This window comes from Propionivibrio soli (assembly GCF_025770765.1).
In the GTDB taxonomy this organism is placed as follows: Bacteria; Pseudomonadota; Gammaproteobacteria; order Burkholderiales; family Rhodocyclaceae; genus Propionivibrio; species Propionivibrio soli.
Genome location: NZ_JANZKY010000013.1, coordinates 120,746 through 140,582 on the forward strand (window position 1 = coordinate 120,746; position 19,837 = coordinate 140,582).

17 protein-coding genes and 1 riboswitch are annotated in these 19,837 nt (G+C 60.6%); of the genes, 4 read left to right on the plus strand and 13 right to left on the minus strand.

Going from position 1 to position 19,837, the window contains the following annotated elements:
• Nucleotides 1–151: 151 nt before the first annotated feature.
• Nucleotides 152–889, minus strand: a complete 738-nt coding sequence (locus NZ453_RS15870) for a pteridine reductase (RefSeq protein ID WP_263771699.1) — start codon at nucleotides 887–889, stop codon at nucleotides 152–154.
• Nucleotides 890–1,187: 298 nt separating this feature from the next.
• Here NZ453_RS15870 and NZ453_RS15875 point away from each other — a divergent pair, with 298 nt between their 5' ends.
• Nucleotides 1,188–2,060 carry a hypothetical protein gene (locus NZ453_RS15875; RefSeq protein WP_263771700.1) on the plus strand — a complete coding sequence of 291 codons (873 nt, stop codon included), beginning with the start codon at nucleotides 1,188–1,190 and terminating at the stop codon, nucleotides 2,058–2,060.
• A 21-nt stretch (nucleotides 2,061–2,081) separates the two neighbouring features.
• Here the strand turns inward: NZ453_RS15875 and murB are convergent, their stop codons facing one another.
• The 6 genes from murB to NZ453_RS15905 form a co-directional block, all read right to left on the minus strand.
• Nucleotides 2,082–3,119: a UDP-N-acetylmuramate dehydrogenase gene (gene murB, locus NZ453_RS15880; protein WP_263771701.1), complete on the minus strand. Its 1,038-nt coding sequence runs from the start codon at nucleotides 3,117–3,119 to the stop codon at nucleotides 2,082–2,084.
• Nucleotides 3,120–3,133: 14 nt separating this feature from the next.
• Entirely contained in the window at nucleotides 3,134–6,838 is a 3,705-nt protein-coding gene (gene metH / locus NZ453_RS15885) for a methionine synthase (protein WP_263771702.1), read from the minus strand.
• Between the two features lie 53 nt (nucleotides 6,839–6,891).
• A riboswitch (SAM riboswitch) is annotated at nucleotides 6,892–6,969 on the minus strand.
• A gap of 96 nt (nucleotides 6,970–7,065) precedes the next feature.
• Nucleotides 7,066–7,770: a DUF4197 domain-containing protein gene (locus NZ453_RS15890; RefSeq protein WP_263771703.1), complete on the minus strand. Its 705-nt coding sequence runs from the start codon at nucleotides 7,768–7,770 to the stop codon at nucleotides 7,066–7,068.
• Between the two features lie 150 nt (nucleotides 7,771–7,920).
• On the minus strand, nucleotides 7,921–9,348 hold the full coding sequence (locus tag NZ453_RS15895) for a sigma 54-interacting transcriptional regulator (protein WP_263771704.1): 1,428 nt from the start codon (nucleotides 9,346–9,348) through the stop codon (nucleotides 7,921–7,923).
• Nucleotides 9,345–9,923 carry a permease gene (locus NZ453_RS15900; RefSeq protein WP_263771705.1) on the minus strand — a complete coding sequence of 193 codons (579 nt, stop codon included), beginning with the start codon at nucleotides 9,921–9,923 and terminating at the stop codon, nucleotides 9,345–9,347. The genes NZ453_RS15895 and NZ453_RS15900 overlap by 4 nt, the downstream gene beginning before the upstream one ends.
• A gap of 13 nt (nucleotides 9,924–9,936) precedes the next feature.
• Nucleotides 9,937–11,367 (minus strand): sensor histidine kinase, encoded by a 1,431-nt coding sequence (locus NZ453_RS15905; RefSeq protein ID WP_263771706.1) that lies wholly within the window; start codon nucleotides 11,365–11,367, stop codon nucleotides 9,937–9,939.
• Nucleotides 11,368–11,799: 432 nt separating this feature from the next.
• Between NZ453_RS15905 and NZ453_RS15910 the strand changes: the two genes are divergently transcribed.
• Both NZ453_RS15910 and NZ453_RS15915 read left to right on the plus strand, forming a co-directional pair.
• Nucleotides 11,800–12,456, plus strand: coding sequence for a bactofilin family protein (locus NZ453_RS15910; RefSeq protein ID WP_263771707.1), 657 nt, complete (start codon nucleotides 11,800–11,802; stop codon nucleotides 12,454–12,456).
• Between the two features lie 31 nt (nucleotides 12,457–12,487).
• Complete coding sequence (locus NZ453_RS15915) at nucleotides 12,488–13,153, plus strand: N-acyl amino acid synthase FeeM domain-containing protein (RefSeq protein WP_263771708.1); 666 nt, start codon at nucleotides 12,488–12,490, stop codon at nucleotides 13,151–13,153.
• A 67-nt stretch (nucleotides 13,154–13,220) separates the two neighbouring features.
• On the opposite strand, the gene rocF is transcribed toward NZ453_RS15915, so the two are convergent.
• On the minus strand, nucleotides 13,221–14,165 hold the full coding sequence (gene rocF / locus NZ453_RS15920) for an arginase (protein ID WP_263771709.1): 945 nt from the start codon (nucleotides 14,163–14,165) through the stop codon (nucleotides 13,221–13,223).
• 157 nt (nucleotides 14,166–14,322) lie between these two features.
• Here rocF and NZ453_RS15925 point away from each other — a divergent pair, with 157 nt between their 5' ends.
• Nucleotides 14,323–15,348 carry a lactonase family protein gene (locus NZ453_RS15925; protein ID WP_263771710.1) on the plus strand — a complete coding sequence of 342 codons (1,026 nt, stop codon included), beginning with the start codon at nucleotides 14,323–14,325 and terminating at the stop codon, nucleotides 15,346–15,348.
• A 59-nt stretch (nucleotides 15,349–15,407) separates the two neighbouring features.
• Here NZ453_RS15925 and lipA read toward each other — a convergent pair whose 3' ends face one another.
• From lipA to NZ453_RS15950, 5 genes are all read right to left on the minus strand, one after another.
• Nucleotides 15,408–16,427, minus strand: a complete 1,020-nt coding sequence (lipA, locus tag NZ453_RS15930) for a lipoyl synthase (RefSeq protein ID WP_263771711.1) — start codon at nucleotides 16,425–16,427, stop codon at nucleotides 15,408–15,410.
• The gene (gene lipB, locus NZ453_RS15935) at nucleotides 16,424–17,002 is read right to left on the minus strand and encodes a lipoyl(octanoyl) transferase LipB (protein ID WP_420851675.1); all 579 of its coding nucleotides are present in this window, start codon (nucleotides 17,000–17,002) and stop codon (nucleotides 16,424–16,426) included. The genes lipA and lipB overlap by 4 nt, the downstream gene beginning before the upstream one ends.
• Nucleotides 17,003–17,151: 149 nt before the next feature.
• A complete protein-coding gene (locus NZ453_RS15940) occupies nucleotides 17,152–17,427 on the minus strand; it encodes an HP0495 family protein (RefSeq protein WP_263771713.1) in 276 nt (91 codons plus the stop codon).
• Complete coding sequence (locus NZ453_RS15945) at nucleotides 17,414–18,286, minus strand: D-amino acid aminotransferase (RefSeq protein ID WP_263771714.1); 873 nt, start codon at nucleotides 18,284–18,286, stop codon at nucleotides 17,414–17,416. Before NZ453_RS15945 ends, NZ453_RS15940 begins: the two co-directional genes overlap by 14 nt.
• Nucleotides 18,287–18,320: 34 nt before the next feature.
• On the minus strand, nucleotides 18,321–19,454 hold the full coding sequence (locus tag NZ453_RS15950) for a D-alanyl-D-alanine carboxypeptidase family protein (RefSeq protein ID WP_263771715.1): 1,134 nt from the start codon (nucleotides 19,452–19,454) through the stop codon (nucleotides 18,321–18,323).
• Nucleotides 19,455–19,837: the final 383 nt, after the last annotated feature.

Consider the following 19,837-nt stretch of genomic DNA (forward strand, 5'->3'; position numbering starts at 1 on the left):
GATTGTTACCGACTCATGGGATGCTAAAAGTGTAGTCAATGGCGAGTGCCGATGCCTTGGCATGCCGGGAATATTTGACAGTGCTCGTACCAGCCGGTGCCCTATGTGCAGTTGGTTAGCTTCCACAAACCGTTTTAGCACGGACTGCCGGCTAAAGATGTGCAGTACGTCCTCCGTCGACGTTTATTACTTGTCCGGTGACGTACGGAGCATCATCGAGGAGGAAGCGCACGCAGCGGGCGATATCCCGCGGCTCACCGGAACGCTGAAGCAACGTGTGAGCCACGATCTGCGATCGGGCTTCGTTACCGAACGTGTCGTCCTCGGGCCAGAGGATTGGACCTGGCGCCACAGCGTTCACCCTTACCTCGGGTGCAAGTTCAACAGCGAGCGCTCGCGTCAGCCCCAATAAGCCCGCTTTGGCTGCGCAATACAATGGATAGCCAGCCAGCGGCCGTTCGGCGTGAATATCGGTAATGTTAACTACCGCCCCCTGCATTCTCCGGAGATGAGGCGCCGCCGCCTGTACGAGGAATAGAGGGGCTTTCAAGTTGCTGCCGATGAGATCATCCCAAGCCTTGATATCAATCGAACCGAGGGGGGTGGGGAAGAAACTGGACGCATTGTTCACTAGCGCATCGAGTTGCCCGAATCGGCCAATGACCGCTTCTATCAACCCGGGCAGTGCTTCGATATCGAGGAGGTCAGCGTATTCACAAAACGCAGTTTCCGGCCGTACCGCGTTCAGTTCAGCCGCCAAGGCCCCAGCGGCTGCACCCGCGTTACGGTAATGCAGAACGAGGTTCGCACCAGCGGTATGCAATTCGCGAGCAATCGAACTTCCGACCCGCTTGGCTGCGCCTGTTATCAAAATCGTCTTGCCGATCAACGGAAGACTCCGAAATCCCGAGTAGCTTACACGGAGGCCGATTCTAGCGGATTTCACTGGTCGCTAATGCGAAAAAAATCCTTCCAATAGCCGCTATCTGCGATCCTCGTCTGCCGACGATTGGTCCGCTGTTCTTGCCGAGAAACGGTAAACTCTGCAGTGGGAGTCCGCCGCCGGAATGCGGCGGGGTACAGCGGTAACCGGAGTCGAACTCCCGTATTTCCTCCAGGCCACAAACTGAGTAATGCCGGAGGCAGGAAGATCTGGCGCGCCTTGTTTCGAATCAATGAGAAAAATAATGGACGACGAAATATCGTTGCAAATGGAAGAACCGCTGGAAGCGGAGGACCTGATGGCGATGGCCGATCGTATTGACAGCCTTGCTCCCGATACTGCCGAATGGGTCCGTCGTTTGTTTGATGAGTGCCTGAGAGCGCGCATGAACGAAGCGCTGCTCATGGCCGCCCAAAGTGAGGGGGGAGGGAGCGACGCGCGCGCGCCCGGGGAAACGACAGGGGAGTTTGACCCTCAACTTGCGCAGGTCGCCCTCGATGCAGCGGAGTGGCTGAAAACACTCTGGGACGTAGGGTACATGGGGGCTGGGAGTTTTCCGGCGTCACCGCGTTCGGCGTTTCCCTTGGTCGAACTCGAAGACGTACTCAAGTCGGCGCTCTTTGCTCGAATCCGCCAAGGCAAACGGCCCTTGCCTTTCCCGCCACCGACTCGCGACGGATTACCGTGGCACGATCTCGTCGAAGGCGAGATGATGGTGCATGAGGTTGTGGCCGAGATCGTGCGCGATGAACGTGGCGCACCCATCGCTGCCATTATCGCCGGCTGCGCCGACTGGCAGGTTGTGCAGGAAATCGTCCTGAACACCGATTGTCTGGTCCAGCATCGTGGGAAGGGGCCGTTGTTTCGGCTCCGTTTTGTAGGCGATGAGGCAACTCTCGAGCGTGAACCGCCCCGTTGCGCAAGAACGATTCGCTTTCAGGAGCGCGGCGGCTTTCGCAGCTACATTCTGGAATGGGTGTGCGACGGGGGCGATGAGATCACCGCAGTACCCTTGCGGGCGGCGACCTGGGAGCGGGCTGAAGCGGAAGCCGCCAACTGGATCGCGATCAATCACCCGGAGTTGTACGGCCAAGTGCGCTTCATTCACGCCGAGTAGCGGCTAGGCCGCTGCTCAGGATTACAGGAAAACAGGTTCAGGGACGAGTTGTACGCCGAACCGCGTGGACACCTCGGTGCGCACCGCTTCCATCGCTCGCCTTACGTCGGTACCCGTCGCGCCTCCCTGATTGACGAGCACGAGCGCTTGCTTCTCGTACATGCCTACCGGCCCCAGGCTGCGACCCTTCCAGCCAGCCTGTTCAATCAGCCAGCCAGCCGCTAGCTTTACTCGTCCGTCGGCTTGCGGATAGTGCGGCATCCGAGGGTGCAAGGCGAACAAGTTTCGAGCACTCTCGGCGTCGACGATCGGGTTCTGGAAGAAGCTGCCGGCGTTTGGCAGCAATTCTGGATCCGGGAGTTTACGTTGGCGGATAGCGATTACCGCTTCAGCCACCTGTTGCGGTGAAGGCGCTTTTGTCTTGTGCGCATCCAGTTCCGCGGCCACGTCGCCATAGCGCGTGATCGGGAGCCAGTTCTTGGGAAGCCGGAATGTCACGTCCGTGATCACATAGCGTCCTTCCAGATGTTGCCCATCCCGCTTGAAAATGCTGTCTCGGTAAGCGAACCGGCAGTCGTTGCGTTCGAAGCGGACCGCCGCCCCGGTTGCCATATCGAAGGCCGTCAGCGAGTGAAAGCGGTCGGCAAGCTCCAACCCGTAGGCACCAATGTTTTGTACCGGGGATGCGCCCACGGTTCCGGGAATCAGTACAAGATTTTCGAGTCCGCCCCAACCATTTTCCAGCGTCCACAGCACGAACGGGTGCCAACTCTCACCACCGGCCGCGTTCACGTACCAAGCGTCTGCATCTTCGGCTACGAGGCGCCGTCCGCGATTCGCCACGTGAAGGACGAGGCCGTCGAAATCGCCGTCCAGCACCAGATTGCTGCCGCCGCCAAGGACGAACCGCCGCGTTCTCGCCAGCATGGGGTGCTCCCGTAGCAGGGCAAGTTGGGCTGCATCGGTGATGTCAGCGTACAGTGCCGCGCGTCCGGGCAGGGCGAGCGTATTGCGCGACGACAGGTCAGCGTGGCGTTCGACCCAGGCGGGCAGATTCATGGATCGTCGTCCAGTTACAACAGTGGTGCCAGCCAACGCTTGGCCGACTTGACGTCAATGCCGTTGCGTTCGGCCCAGTCGTCCAACTGGTCGCCACCGATCTTGCTGATCGCGAAGTAGCGAGCCTGCGGATGCGCGAAATAGAACCCGGCAACGGCGGCCGCCGGGCTCATGGCGAACGATTCAGTCAGCGACATGTCTGCTTTGCCAGGAGCGTCGAGCAGGGCGAACAATCCACCTTTGGTTGTGTGATCAGGACAGGCCGGGTAACCGGGAGCCGGTCGGATGCCACGATACTCTTCTCGGATCAGCGCCCCTCCGTCGAGTACTTCTTCCGGCGCGTACCCCCAATAGTCTCGCCGTACCTGTTCGTGCAGCCATTCGGCGCACGCTTCCGCGAGCCGGTCGGCAAGCGCTTTCAGCATGATGGCGCTGTAGTCGTCGTGGCGTGCCGCGAACTCCGCGAGCTTCTCTTCGATACCAATGCCTGCCGTTACGGCGAAGGCGCCAATCCAGTCCGCCGTTCCTTCGCCGGCAATGAAATCCGACAGGCTGTAGTGCGGCTTGCCTTGCGGCCGCTCATGCTGCTGCCGCAGCGTGTGCCACGCCATCCGTTTCTCGCGCCGCGTTTCGTCGCCGTAAATCTCGATGTCGTCGCCGACGGCGTTTGCCGGATAGAGCCCGAAGACGGCATTCGCGGTGAGCCAGGGTTTGCCCTGCTGGCTCTGCACAATGGTGTCCAACATTTTCTGCGCGTCCGCGTACACTGCCCGCGCCGCTTCACCGACGACCGTATCGTCTAGGATTTTGGGGAAACTGCCGGCGAGATCCCAGGTCTGGAAGAACGGTGACCAGTCGATGTATGGCCTGAGGGCGGCGAGATCGATGCCGCGCCGTACGTGCAGACCCGGCTTGCGCGGAGCCGTCGGCCGGTACGCAGGATCGCTGTTCCAGGCGAAGCGGTTACTGCGTGCAGTTGAGAGCGAGACGAGCGGGACACCCTTCTTCTGCGCGTGCTGTTCGCGTACCCGCGCATAGTCGGCGTCAATGTCCTGCTTGAACTGCGTGGCTTGTTCCGTCGACAGCAGCTTGGTGACGACGCCCACCGCGCGCGAAGCATCGGGGACGTAAACAACCGGACCGGTGTAGTTCGGCGCGATCTTGATCGCCGTATGTGCGCGGCTCGTTGTGGCGCCGCCGATGAGCAGCGGGATCGCTTCACCTTCCGCAAAGCCGAGCCGTTGCATCTCGGCCGCGACGTGACTCATCTCTTCGAGCGACGGCGTGATCAGCCCGGAGAGGCCGATCGCCTGCGCACCATGCTCGCGCGCCGCGTGCAGGATCTTATCGCAGGGAACCATGACGCCGAGGTCGACGACATCGTAGCCGTTGCATCCGAGTACGACGCCAACGATGTTTTTGCCGATGTCATGAACATCGCCTTTCACGGTGGCGACCACGATCTTGCCCTTGCTGGTCGCGCCGGTACGCAGCTTCTCGGCTTCGATATAGGGGATGAGGTGCGCCACGGCGAGCTTCATCACCCGCGCCGATTTGACGACTTGCGGCAGGAACATCTTGCCCGCACCGAACAGGTCGCCAACGGCGTTCATGCCGGCCATCAGCGGCCCCTCGATCACCGATAGCGGCGGTTTGCCGTCGGCTTCGAGCGCGGCGCGGCATTCTTCGGTGTCGGCGACGACGAACTCGGTGATGCCTTTGACGAGCGCATGTTCGAGCCGCTTCTCCACCGTCAGCTCGCGCCAGGAGAGGTCCGGGCCGCTTTCCTTGGCCTTGCCTTCCTTGACTGTCTGCGCGAACTCAACGAGCCGCTCGCCGGCGTCCGGCGAGGTGTTCAGCACGACGGCCTCGACGCGCTCGCGCAAAGCGGGCTCGAGATCGTCATAAACCCCGAGCATGCCGGCGTTGACGATGCCCATCGAGAGGCCGGCCTCGACCGCGTGATAAAGGAAAACCGTGTGGATCGCTTCGCGAACCGGGTCGTTGCCGCGGAAGGAGAAAGAAACGTTGGAGACGCCGCCCGACGTGTGGGCATGCGGCAGATGTTCCCTTATCCAGCGGCAGGCTTCGATGAAGTCGACGGCGTAGTTGTTGTGTTCCTCGATGCCGGTGGCGATGGCGAAGATGTTCGGATCGAAGATGATGTCTTCCGGCGGGAAACCGACCCCCAACAACAGGTCGTACGCGCGACGGCAGATCTGCGTCTTGCGCGCGAAAGTGTCTGCCTGGCCGGCTTCGTCGAACGCCATCACGACCACCGCCGCACCGTAGCGGCGGGCAAGGCGGGCGTGGCGTAGAAAGCCCTCTTCGCCTTCCTTCATCGAGATCGAATTAACGACTCCCTTGCCCTGGATGCACTTGAGGCCGGCTTCGATGATTTCCCACTTCGACGAATCGAGCATCACCGGCACGCGCGAGATGTCTGGCTCGGAGGCGATGAGCTTGAGGAAACGTTCCATCGCCGCTTTGCCGTCGAGCATCGCATCGTCCATGTTGATGTCGATGACTTGCGCTCCGTTTTCGACCTGTTGTCGGGCGACGGCGAGGGCGTCGTCGAAGCGCCCTTCGAGGATCATACGGGCAAAGACTTTTGAACCCGTCACGTTGGTACGCTCGCCGACGTTGACGAACAAGGATCCTTTACCGACGTTGAACGGTTCCAGCCCGGACAAGCGAAGTTTCTTTTCGAGTTCAGGGATCGCTCGCGGCGTGATTTCTTCCACCCCGCGCGCGATGGCCGCGATGTGCGCGGGCGACGTCCCGCAGCAGCCGCCGACGATATTCACGAATCCGTTTCGCGCCCAGTCGGCGATCTCGTCGGCGAGTTGTTCGGGCGTTTCGTCGTAGCCCCCAAAGGCGTTCGGCAGGCCAGCGTTCGGGTGCGCGGAAACGAAGCAGTCGCATACATTCGAGAGCTCCTCGACGTGCTGCCGCAGGTCCTTGGCTCCGAGTGCGCAATTGAGTCCGAACGACAGCGGCCGGATATGGCTGAGCGAGTTCCAGAAAGCTTCGGGTGTTTGGCCAGAAAGCGTGCGTCCTGAAGCGTCGGTGATCGTCCCCGAGATCATCACCGGCCAGCGCCGGCCGACCGTCTCGAAGTATTGGTCAATGGCGAATAGCGCGGCTTTGGCATTGAGCGTGTCGAAGATCGTTTCGACGAGCAGGATGTCGGCGCCGCCGTCGGTGAGGCCACGTACTGCCTCGGTATAGGCGTCGACGAGTTGGTCGAAGCTCACGTTGCGGAAGCCGGGATCGTTGACGTCCGGAGAAAGCGACGCTGTGCGCGACGTCGGGCCGAGGACGCCGGCGACGAAGCGCGGCTTTTGCGGCGTGCGTGCGGTGAACTCATCGCACACTTCACGCGCAAGGCGCGCTCCGGCGACGTTGAGTTCGTGGACAATGTCCTCAAGCTTGTAGTCGGCTTGCGAGATCGACGTCGCGTTGAAGGTGTTCGTTTCGATAATGTCGGCGCCTGCATCCAGGTATTCGGCGTGGATGCCGCGTATGACGTCGGGGCGGGTCAGCAACAAAAGGTCGTTGTTGCCTTTGACGTCCTGCCCGTGCGCGGCGAAACGCTCTCCGCGGTAATCGGATTCCTGCAGCGCATGGCGTTGAATCATTGTCCCCATCGCGCCGTCGAGAAGAAGGATACGTTGGCGCAGGAGGGCGGTAAGCTCGTTCGTACGGTCTGGCTGCATGGATAACCCCAAAACAAAAAACCCGTTCAGCGTTTTGGCGAACGGGTTTCGGAGAAGGTGTCGAAGCGCCCGCTTTAGCCGGATTTGTAACGCGCCCGCAAGCTGAACTTCAAATCGGCGCGTGTCTCTCCGCGAGAGAGACACAGAGACGCTTGAATTTACGCGTCGGGTCGTCCCTTGTCAATCCGGGAAACGGTGCCACTTCTCGAACGGAACCGGCTGTCGTCCTACCCACCAATCGATCCGAAGACTTTTTTCAGCAGACTTGATCCGGTTCCGATCGGGTCTTTGCGGATGGCCTTTTCCTGTTCTGCGATCATGAGGAAAAGCCCATCCATCGCCTTGTGGGTGACATAGGTGTCGAGATCGGCGTCATTCTTGTCGATCAGTCCGAATTTGGCCGCGTGCCCCGCGTATTCGTTGTACTGAGCCGCGAGACCGACTTTTGCCGTGGCTTTTTTCACTATGGGCAGAAACTTGCCGGCAATGGCGTCCGATGTCGTGCGCTTGAAATACTGCGTCGCTGCGTCGTCTCCTCCAGTGAGGATACCGCGCGCATCGTCGAAGCTCATGGTTCTTACCGCATTGCTCAGGATGGGCTTGGCTTCCACGACCGCCATTTCGGCCGCCCGGTTCATCGTTTCGATAAGTTCGTCAGCCTGCTTCTTCATGCCGAGGGTGCGCATCATCTTCTCCGCCGCTCGCGCCGATTCGGGAAGCGGAATGCGAACGCGCGCATCGCCGAGGAAGCCGTCTTTCCTGCCAAGCTGACCGATCGCTGCGTCGGCACCGCGGACGAGGGCTTCCTTCAATCCGCTGGCGGCGTCCTTGTTCGATACTTCGCCGGCGAGTGTTGCGGTGGCATTGCCAAAAAGCATGACGGTGGCCACGGCCATGAGGGCGGTCTTGAGCGCAAATAAAGCGGAATACATGAAGTTCTCCCCAAAAATGAAGGCGTTCTGCAAATCAGGCGTGAGGGATCAGTTTGTTCTCTTTATAGGCCTTTGCCTGCTGCTCGGCAACGCGCCCTCTGTTTAGCAACGCGACGTCATGCGGATGGCAGTCCGGGGCGGACCGGGTCTCTAGCGCTCCGGTTCCGTCGCGTTTCCGTTCCGTCCTCGAAACATGTCGGGCGTCAACTCGTGTTTTTGGAGCAGGCGATAGAACTCCGTTCGATTGCGTTCTGCGATGCGGGCGGCGTCCGCCACGCTGCCGTCGGTCAACTTGAGAAGCTGGACTAAGTAGTTGCGCTCAAAACGTTGCTTGGCCTCGGCGTAAGAAAGCGCCTCCATGGTCGGTATACGCAAGGCGCGCTGGACTAGGGGCAGGGTGATGAGCGGGGTGGTCGCGAGCGCGCAAGACTGTTCGACGACGTTGTAGAGCTGACGCACGTTACCGGGCCACGCGGCGCCGACGAGCAGCTCGAGCGCTTCCGGCGCGATCCCAGTGATGCGTTTGTTGTATTTTTTGACTAGCTGCTGGACGAAATAGTTGGCCAGCAGCGGGATATCCTCACGCCGCTCTTCGAGTCGCGGCAGGGTCAGTGTGACGACGTCGAGGCGGTAGTAGAGGTCCTCGCGGAAAAGACCCTCGGCCATCGCTACTTCGAGGTCGCGATGGGTTGCGGAGAGAACGCGCACGTCAACGGGTTCGGCGCGTGTGGCGCCAACCGGGCGTACGGCACGGTCTTGCAACACGCGCAAAAGCTTCACTTGCAGCGCCGCCGGCATGTCGCCGATTTCGTCGAGAAACAGCGTTCCTCCGTCGGCCGCCTGAAATAACCCCACGTGTTCGCCGACGGCGCCCGTGAATGCACCGCGTACGTGGCCAAAGAGTTCAGACTCCAGCAACTGCTCGGGAATCGCGCCGCAGTTGATGGCGACGAATGGCGCCTTGGAGCGCGGGCTGGCCCGGTGGATCGCCCGCGCCAGCACTTCCTTGCCGGTGCCGCTTTCGCCGCGGATGAGCACGCTCGCGTCCGACGCGGCGACGACCCGGGCTTCGTCCATCAGCTCGGCCATGCGGCTGCTGCGGAAAACGATACCTTCGCGCCATGCTTCGCTTTCCTTGCTGTCTCCCACGCCACCGGGAGATGCGACCTGCAGTGCCTGCTGGATTTTCTCCAGGAGGACTTTGCGGTCGAAGGGTTTCGTCAGGTATCCGAATACGCCACGTGACATTGCCTCGACAGCATCCGGGATCGTTCCGTGGGCGGTGAGCAGGATTACCGGTAATGTGGGGCGGGTACTGCGGATTTCTTCGAACAGCGCGAGCCCGTCCTTGCCCGGGAGGCGAATGTCGCTGACCACGAGCTGAGGAGGCTCGACCGCGATGCGAGCGAGCCCTTCCTCGGCGGAGGCCGCGGTGGATACGCGAAATCCCCAGGCATGTAGGCGCATGGTGAGTAGACGCAGAAGATCCTGATCGTCGTCGATGATCAGGATATGCGCGGCGTGCTGGGAAACGGGCGGATTGAGTGGCGTCGAGTTATGGCTTTCTGCGACATTCATCGTAGGGCTCCGGGGGCTCGCTCGCCGGCCGGGCGCACTGTGAGCGAGCGCTCGACGTCGGCCAGCGCGTCGAGTTTCTCCTGTAGTTCGCCGCTGCGGCGTTGACTATCCTTGAGCTGTTGAGCGAGCTTGTCATTTTGCAGTTCGAGTCTGAGCCGCTCGCCGTACTGCACGGAAAGCGTCCGAGCCAGTGGATTTACGCTCGTCGCGACCGGGTCGGTCGATTTCAGCACACTGTCCAGCAAACTCAGTGCCCGCGTCAGATCCACGGGGCCACGTGGCTGGCCAAGAACAATAGCCAAGCGTATCTGCATCGCCGGCGTGGGCGGTAATGCCGTAAGCATGGAGCGTTCGCGCGCGAGTTCGTGCGGCGTCATACGTTGTATCAACTGCAGGTAACCGAGCAGAGGCAGCATCGCCGACTCGTCCACTCTTACAGTTCGGTAGGATGCATCGCTCGGCGGCGGACCCGGGTCTTCGTGCACGGGAATCGGAGTCGTTGCGCACGCGGTCAGAAGCATGACGAACGGTGCGACCACTCGTCCCGGCCATTGAAGGTGAAAGCGAAAACTCATCGAGCGGGGTCCATCAAATAGCCTGTTCACAAGGAACCTCAATTCGGAAGTTGGCACCGGTTACGTTGCCCTTGCTGGGGACCACGAAAGCGCGGCCACCCATCGCTGTCATTAACTCGCGCACGATCGACAGTCCGACACCGCTGCCGTGGCGAGGTGTCGGGGAAGCCCGGCTGCCCTGCACGAACGGCTGGAAAATTCGCTCTGCATCCTCTTGAGCGATTCCCGGCCCTTGATCGATACAGGCAAATCGCACCGTGTTGTCTTGGACGGCGGCCTCGAGCCGCACGACTCCGCCTTCGGGGCTGAACTCGATGGCGTTGGAAAGGAGGTTGTCGAGAACGACCAGCAGCTTGTCCCCGTCGAGTGGGCGAGTCACACCGGGTGCGTCGCGCAGGACAGTCAGCCGGCGTGCCTGGATCTGCAGTTCGCGGCCTTCGACGACATCGGCGAGCAGCTTGCGCAGAGCCACCGGACGATAACACAAACGACGCGCCTCCGATGCGGCTGCGTTAAGCCGCAGCAGGTTTTCGATCTGTCGCTGCAGAGCCACCACATTGTGCTGAAGGATATCGACAACTTCTTTCTGCGAACCGTCGAGAGGACCGACGACCTCTTCCTGAAGCAACGCGATGCCCTCGCGCAAGGCCGTGAGCGGCGTTTTCAACTCATGCGAAACATGGCGCAACATGCGCTCGCGCTCGGACTCCAGTTCACCAAGGCGACGACGCAGCCAATCAAGGCGCCGGCCAAGCCGGCGCAGGTCGGCCGGTCCACGGACCGTGATCGGTTTGTCCAATTCGTTTTCACCGAGCCGCTTGATTGAACGTTCGATGCTGTCGATGGGACGGGAGAGCCACCAACTCATCGTAAGCGCTATGAGCAAGGCGCCAAGCACCGCTGCGACAACCAGGCGCGTGAGGTGCATCCGGCTTTGTTCGAGCTCGCTCAGAACCGCAAGCCGCTGATCGTCAATCCAGCGCCGTCCATTGACTCCCAGATCACGGTTGACGTCATTGATCCGGCTCAGCATCGGGAGTAATTCGCTTGCGCGCATGGGTCCCGCCGGGGCTACATGGACTGCCGCGCTCAATTGTTCGACCGCTTTTCGCCATTCTTCCGGCAGTGTTCCAACGGCTGACGCCGGCATGCTCTCAAGTCGCGCTATGGCGCCCAGCGCTCTCTTGAGGTTGTCGTCGAACCGCGCCAGCACGTCGGCGTCTTCGAGGATCATGAACTGCCGCCCGCTACGCTCGAGGTCGACTGTCCGTTCCGACAGTTCCTGGATCGCCGCACTCAATTGCAGCGCCTGTTCGCTGCCGCGCCGGCTTTGCTCAACGAAATGTTCGAGCGTCAGCCAACTGCGTATGGCTGCCCAGCTCAGAAGCGCTACGATCAACAGAAATCCCGCCAGCATGCTTTGGCGGAAAGAGATTCGGAACATGACCTTCTCCAAGGCGCTAAGGAGACCCCTGGGGGATTGCACGTCGGGCAAGGTGCCGCGAGCGGGATCGTCCAAAGCTGGCCTACACAGGAAAGGCGCCTAGTTTAAAACGGCAAAGGGGTGCCGTGGACAACAACTTTCCGTTGACGGAGGTTTCACTTGATGACGCTGGTAATGTTTATGTTATTGAAAATCAATTAGTTAAAAACTGCGTCGCTTTTTGGCGACAGAGAAAAGCCGGGCGGGCTATGAATCGCGGCAAGATGGCCGATTGTTACGTCGTTTTTCCACGACAAATCTGTCCCCGCAGAGCATAAATCGCGTAAAAAGCGTGATATATTTCCTTGTAAATGCGCTGAAATTGTGTCCTGGCACGGATATCGCTCCCCTTCCGCGAAGTGCGTTTTCACACCAGCGAGAGGTTATCCGCAAATGTTTAACAAACCCAACGTTTTCGGTCGCGACGAATCCACGCAGCGCCGCGATGCGCCGCCGGTACTCGCTTCCGGCTCAAAAACGCCTGTCAGCGCAACGACCCCTTCATCCGTTTCCGGAAAAAACGGGGCAGCAGCAACGTCTTCCAGTGTCTCGTCTGCTTCCGCTTCGGTCCCGCCGCTGCAAGCCCAGCCGGTCGCCGGGGCAGCGGAAGCGTCCGCGGTGGCCAAGGAACCAGCCGTCGCGGAGGGCGCTACCGGCGCCCGATTGATCGTCGGTCCTGACGTCAAGCTTCGCGGCGCAGAAATTCTCGATTGCGATACGCTCGTGGTCGAGGGGCGTGTCGAGGCGACGATGGACAGCCGCGTTATCCGCATCGACGAAAACGGGTCGTTTTCCGGCAAGGTGAGCATCGATATCGCGGAAGTATACGGCACCTTCGACGGCGAACTAACCGCGCGGTCGCAGTTGATCATCCATTCCACGGGCCGTGTCAGCGGTACCATCCGTTTTGGAAAGCTCGTCGTGGACGAAGGCGGTGAACTCTGCGGCGAAATCAATGTGCTTACGGAGGCCGCTACCAAAAGCAAGCATGGTGGCGGAGAACCAAAACTGACGGGGGAGTCCCCATCGTTGCTCAGCGCCGCGGGATAGTGCGGCATAACGAGAGAATAACGGACGCATAATGCATAGTGCTTTGGACCTCGTATGGTCGCCCGATCATGCGCTTTCGCCGGAGCGGCAGCCGATACGCGGCGACGAATCCGCTGCTTCGATGTTTTCATCCCTGCGCCATTTCTGGGGTGCGACGCCTCGCCGCGATTACGACATTCGGCCGGCGCGAACCGAGTACCAGCATGGACTGGCCAACATGCTCGTACGCAGGATGTATGCGTGGCGGGACTACAAAACTGAGATACCGCCTCACCGTCCCGATGATCCGCATCGCATAACGCTCGCGGCGTGGCGTTTCGATGAAGTCATCGCCACGTTGACGCTTGGCCTCGATTCGGCGGCTGGCTTGCTCGCTGACGCTTTATACGGCCGTGAGCTTGCCGGGCTTCGCCGCGCGGACCGGCTGATTGTCGAAGTCTCGCGGCTCGCCGTGGACCCTGACTTCAAATCGCGTGAACTCCTCGGACAGTTGTTCAAGGTGGCGCTTGCCTATGCCAAGGATATTTTCGAGGCAAGCGATGCCGTTATCGAAATCAATCCGCGCCATTCGCTCTATTACCAGCGCCGGCTGGGTTTTCGTGAAATCGGCGGTGTACGCCAATGCCCGCGGGTGAATGCGCCGGCTGTGCTTTTGCATCAGCAACTCGAAGAAATGACGATCCCGGACGCCGTCTAGTCGCCAGCTTCTGCGCGGGTACTGGGTCGCTCGGGACGATAGGCGTGTGAGTAGGGGGCGGCAGAATTTAGGGCGTCCGGTCGGCAGCGATTCCCGACTTGCGCATGAGTGTGCTCTTGCCGAACAGACTCTCGATCAAATCGACCGCCAACTCGGCCGTCTGGTTACGTATGTCAAGTGCGGGGTTCAACTCGACCACGTCTAGCGAGGCCAAGAGGCCGGTGTCGGCAACCATCTCCATACACAATTGTGCCTCGCGATAGGTTGGGCCGCCGCGAACCGTTGTCCCGACCCCGGGCGCAATGTCGGGGTCGAGGAAATCGACATCGAGACTTACGTGCAGATGCGTGTCTGGACCGATCAAGGCCAGGGCCAGTTCCATCGCGTGGCGCATGCCCATCTCGTCGATGTAGCGCATATCAAAAACTTCGATTCCTTCTTCATGGACCAGGCGTTTCTCCCCGGGGTCGACGCTGCGTATACCGATCTGCCGTATCTCACGAGCAGCGAGTGCCGGTGATTGACCGCTGAGTTCGACAAGTTCCGCGGGGCCGTGGCCACAGAGGCAAGCCACGGGCATCCCGTGCAAGTTTCCACTCGGCGTAAGTGCCGAGGTGTTGAAGTCCGCGTGGGCGTCGAACCAGAGAACGCGCAGTTTTTTATGCCGCTGGCGGCAGTAGCGCGACACGGCGCTGATCGACCCAATGGCCAACGAGTGATCTCCGCCAAGCAGAATCGGCAGCCGGCCATCTTCAAGCTCACCGTACACTGCGTCGTGAACGAGTCGATTCCATCGCACCACTTCAGGCAAATGGCGGAATCCGTCCACGGCCAATTGCGAAGGGTTGTGAGGGCCGTTGAGGTTTCCCAGATCCCGGACGTCACAGCCGAACTGCTCCAGTGCTGGCGCAATCCCCGCAACCCGCATCCCTTCAGGACCCATGCGGGAACCGAGGACACCGGCACCGATGTCTGTCGGCGCACCGATGAGGCTTGCATACTTGTTCGTCATCGCAAATATCCTGTCGTCTTAAGCTGCTATAACGATCCAGTGCAGTTTATACTCTTCCCCACGAAGCCTTTGTTATCGTCGCCGTTCCCCCGGGTTTTGTCTGCCATATTCGGCTTTTTGTACGCCGGGCAAGACCGTTATTCCAAAAGGAAAGCTTGTGACCCAGACACTCGTCTACGTATCCTGCGCTGAAAGCCGGGAAATCCACGTATTCTCGCTCGACTCTGCGGCAGGCGAGTTGCGCCCGCGCCAATGCATCGGTACGCGCGGTGCTCCGTCGCCGCTGAAGCTCGATCGCCAAGGAAGGGTCCTTTACGCCGGTACCCGGGAGGATTCCGGAAGCGCTCTCGCTGCGTACACGATCGATGCGTCCGACGGCCGCCTATCACTACTTGGCACCGTACCGGCGCCCGGGCGGCCTACCTACGTGGCGTGTGACAACGCCCGGCGCTTCGGGTTTTCCGCGTCCTATGGCGACAATAATCTGGCAGTTTTTCCGCTTGACGCGGCCGGTGCGCCCGAGCCAGTGAGTCAGGTCGAGGAAAACCTGATGCGCGCCCACGCAGCAGTAATGGATGCAACCAATCGTTGGCTCATCGTGCCAACACTCGGTGTCGACGCAATCCGCGTTTATCGGCTGGATACGGGCGGCGTTCTTGTCGCCAATGACCCGCCTGCCGTGATCGTTCGCTCTGGGTGTGGGCCGCGCCATTTTGTCTTTTCGCCGGACAACCGGCACGCTCACTGTCTGAACGAACTCGATGGCAGTATCGACGCCTTCGATTTCGATGCGGCGACTGGAACGCTGGAGCGGGTCCAGTCGATCAGCATGCTGCCGCACGGTTTCGACGGCAAGCCGTGGGCGGCCGAATTGCGCGGAACCCCCGACGGTCGCTTCTTGTATGCGACGGAGCGTACATCGAGTGTGATCGCGGTGTTCGCCGTCGACCTTCAGAGTGGTCGTCTGTCGGCGTTCGGACATTATCCGACGGAGACGCAACCCCGCGGCATGGCCATTGACCCCTCCGGCCGGTGGCTGGTAGCCGCTGGGCAGCTTTCGGCCGGCGTGACCCTCTATGAGCGGGACGGCGCTACGGGCAGGCTCACAACACGGCATCGCCAGGCGACCGGAAAAGACCCGATCTGTGTAGAAATTTTGACGTTGCCGGACCGTACGACCTGATTTCGTTCGGGCGGCCGCTCTCGCCGAACGGCTGCAGGCTCCAGCGCAGGGGACTTGGATCAGGCGGTCGCTACGACACCCGCGCTATGCGCTTGCTTGTCTGCCCAATACGAGGAACGAACCATGGGTCCGCAGGCGGCGCCCGTGAATCCCATCGCCAGCGCTTCGCGTTCGAAGCGTGCGAACGTATCCGGGTGAACGTAACGCGCTACCGGGAGATGATGCACGGAGGGCGCGAGGTATTGCCCGATCGTCAGCATCTCGACGCCGTTGGCACGCAGATCGCGCAAGACGGCCAGGATTTCGTCGTCGGTTTCGCCGAGTCCGACCATCAGCCCGGATTTTGTCGGGACGCTCGGGTAGCGTTCCTTGAAACGGCGCATGAACTCCAGCGAGTGCGCGTAATCGGCGCCCGGTCTTGCCTGCTTATAAAGACGCGGTACCGTTTCCATGTTGTGATTAAGCACGTCGGGCAACGCGCGGCCAAGCACCTCGATGGCCACGTCCATCCGGCCCCGGAAATCGGGGACGAGCGTTTCAATCGTCGTCGCCGGTGATTGCTCGCGAACGGCGGAGATGACTTTGACGAAATGATCGGCACCGCCGTCGCGTAGATCGTCGCGATCCACGCTCGTGATGACTACATAACGCAGCTTGAGTCTGGCCACGCTCTCGGCGAGGCTGGCCGGTTCTTCGGGGTCCGGGGGTAAGGGTTTGCCGTGGCCGACGTCGCAGAACGGGCAACGCCGGGTGCATATATCGCCAAGGATCATGAACGTCGCCGTGCCGCGGCCAAAGCATTCACCGATGTTCGGGCAAGCCGCTTCCTCACAGACGGTGTGCAACTTTTGCGTGCGCAACATTCTCTTGATCTCGCCGAAGCGCCCGGCGTCGTTGCCGGCCTTGACGCGAATCCACTCGGGTTTGCGCAGAGGTTCTTCGGCCCGCACGATCTTGATCGGGATGCGCGCCGTTTTCAGTTCTCCCTTTTGTTTGACGCCCGCGACCTTTGCCGCTGGGGCCTCCTTCGTCACCGTGCCGGCGTCTTCGCCGATACGGTTGCTTTCCTGCTCGTTCATTTCCGCTCCAGTTGTTGGACGAGGTTTCTAATCAGTGCCGCGGCGGCCTCGTCGACGGTGAGCCGAGTGCCCAGATCACGTATCTGGGTCACCGGCATTCCAGCATATCCGCAGGGGTTGATCGCAGAAAACGGGGCGAGTTCCATATCCACGTTCAGGCTCAGTCCATGGTAGGAGCAACCTTTGCGGATACGGAGGCCGAGCGCGGCGATTTTGGCCGGGTAGCCTTCCTTCTGCTCCGGAAGTCGAACATAGACGCCCGGCGCCCCATCAAGACGCGCCGCCTCCACTCCCTGTTCGGCAAGCATGTCGATAATTGCTTGCTCGATGTGGCGTACGAGTTCGCGCACCTTGAGCCCGCGGCGCGTGAGATCGAGCAGGAGGTAGATCACGACCTGTCCGGGGCCGTGATATGTGATCTGGCCGCCGCGATCGACTTTGATGACCGGAATGCTGGTATCAGCGACCAGATGCTCCGGTTTCCCCGCTTGACCGAGTGTAAACACGGGCGGGTGTTCGCATACCCACAGCTCGTCGAGTGTTTCCGCATTGCGGTCGGCGGTAAACCGCATCATCGACTGCCACGTCGCCTCATAGTCAGCGCAGCCAAGATGGCGAACGACTAGCGTTCCTGATAACTCCTCCTTTGTGCCGGGGGCTACCGACAGTTGCTCGTCTATCTCGCACCGCACGCTGATCACCGGTTTCGCTATTCGGACTTGGTCTAGAGAACGACCTTGACCAGCGGATGGCCGCTGAGCTCGCGGTAAAGCGCGTCAAGTTGCGGACGGGAGGTGGCGTTGATCGTGCACGTCAGGCTGATGTATTTACCTTTGGATGACGCGCGCATCTCCATCGTTGCACCGTCGAAATCGGGCGCGTGGTGGTGCACGATGCTCAGCACCGTCTGCGCCAGCGCTTCTTCGGCAAGTCCCATGATCTTGATCGGGAACGCGCAGGGGAAGTCTAGCAACGTTTCGTTCGGGTCAGGTTTCGGCATGCCGCATCACCTCTTCGCGGAAGTCGCTGTACCAAGCATACATTTGTCGTCCGAGCGGACCGGGCCTGCCTGCGTTTGGTCCGTTCCCGACCGGTTTGCCATCGAGTGTCGTGATTGCCAAGACTTCCTTCGTCGAGGCCGTCAACCACAACTCATCCGCGGATCGTAGTTCGGCTTCGGAAACTGGTCGGACCTCGTATGGCGCCTGGTGCTTGGCGGCCAACTCGAGCACGACATCGTAAGTAATTCCAGGGAGCACACGATGGTCCTTGGGAGGCGTCAGGATCACTCCGCCTTTGACCACGAACACATTGGACGTCGACGCTTCGGTAAGGAAACCGTCACGCAGCATGATCGTCTCGGCGCAGCCTGCGTCCGCCGCAAGTTGGCGCATCAGCACGTTGGGCAGGAGTGCGAGCGTCTTCAGGTCGCAACGTCCCCAGCGAATATCCGGTTGCGTGATGGCGGCGACTCCGCTCTCCCGCTGCGCGGGCGTGGGCCCGACAAGCGGCGACGTAAACAGGAAAACGGTGGGCTGGGCATGCAATGGGAAACAGGCGTCCCGCCGCACATCGGCGCCCCGGGTGATCTGGATGTAGACCGTCTGGTCGACATAGTCGGCGCTGGTAACCAGACGCCGGATGATCGATCGCCATTCATCGGCCGAGTGCGGATTCTTCAGGCGAATACCGTCGAGCGATGCTTGCATGCGTCGCAGATGTTCGTCGAGCCGAAAAGGGCAGCGCGAGTAAACCGGAATGACTTCGTAAACACCGTCGGCATACAGAAAGCCGCGGTCAAGCGGCGAAATCCGCGCTTCGGCCAGGGGCATGAAGGCCCCATTGAGATAAGCCATCATGACGTGCTCCTTCGCTCGCCGGACAATCAGACGGTCAGTTGAACCACAGACGCACGGTGTCGATCGCGCGACCGATGACGCCGGCCACCGGGACGCCGTCGATCGCCACAACGGGATACTCGCCGTACGCTTTGCCGTCGAGGGTGACTTTCATCGTGCCGACGACTTGGCCGGCCGTTACCGGGGCGATGAGGGGTTGCTGCGATACGAGCTCGGCCTTCAACCGCGGCGCAAAGCCCTTGGGAACGGCGAGAATGAAATCGCGAGTGAACCCGGCTTTGACGGTCTTTTCTGCGCCCTTCCAGACCTTCAGGTTTGAGACCGCCTGATCCTTGGCGTACATCTGCACCGCGTCATAGAACTGGAAGCCGTAATTGAGCAGCTTCAGCGACTCGCGCGCGCGCACGTTGTCCGAGCTCGCGCCGAGAACCACCGACAACAAGCGCCGGTTGCCCCGCTTGGAAGACGAGATCAGGCAATAGCCGGCGGCTTCGGTGTGGCCGGTCTTTACACCGTCAACCGTGGGGTCGAGCCAGAGCAGCCGGTTTCTGTTCGGCTGGGTGATGTTGTTGTAACGAAACTCCTTGAGCGAGTAGTACTTGGCGTACTCCTCCGGAAAATCCCGGATCAGGGCATTGGTCAAAGTGGCGAGGTCGCGGGCCGTCGTGTAGTGCTGTGGGTCTGGCAAGCCGGCGGCATTGCGGAAGCTGGACGACTTCATGCCGAGGCGCTGCGCCTCCCGGTTCATCATCTGCGCGAAGTTGTCTTCGCTGCCGGCGATCGCTTCGGCGAGGGCTACGCAGGCGTCATTTCCCGACTGAACGATCATGCCCTTGATCAGATCCTCCACTTTGACTTGGGTGTTGACCTGAATGAACATGCGCGAGCCTTCCGTCTTCCACGCCTTCTCCGAAACCGGCACGGCTTGATCGAGCTTGATCGTCCCTTGTTTGAGCGCGGCGAAAGTGAGGTACGCGGTCATCAACTTAGTCAGCGATGCCGGTTCCAGACGGTCGTCGGCTGCCTGCGATGCGAGTTCCTGGCCAGATGCACTTTCGATCAGTAACCACGATTTGGCGGCCAGCGCCGGCGGGGTGGGAAGCTGTTGGGCAAAAACGAGCGTTGGAAGAATCAGGAGGGAGAGAAAGAGCTTCTGAAGCGTGCGCATGAGAACCCTGTGCAGTGTGTCTGTGGGAGCCGGGAATTATAGCGCGCGCATCGAGGTGCCTTCGTCAAAACGGGCGGCCGATTTGTAACGAGAGGTTTTCGCCGCCGCATGCGCCGCAGTCACTGTGTCAGTCCCTGTGCGGCCGACTTGAAGAAACCACGTGGTGCGGCGATGACGACGAAATTCTGGTGACTGGTGTGCCGAAGCGGCTAAAATGCCGAGGCATCGCGGTTTATGCCATTCAGGTTACCAATTGTCATGCTCGATTACAAACTGTTACGCAAAAGTTCAATCGAGGTACAGACCTGAGATTCCGTTTTCCGTACACTGCAATCGTTGCTTCAGCGCCCCCCGCTGGCAACGTTTGACCCTCCCTGACCCAT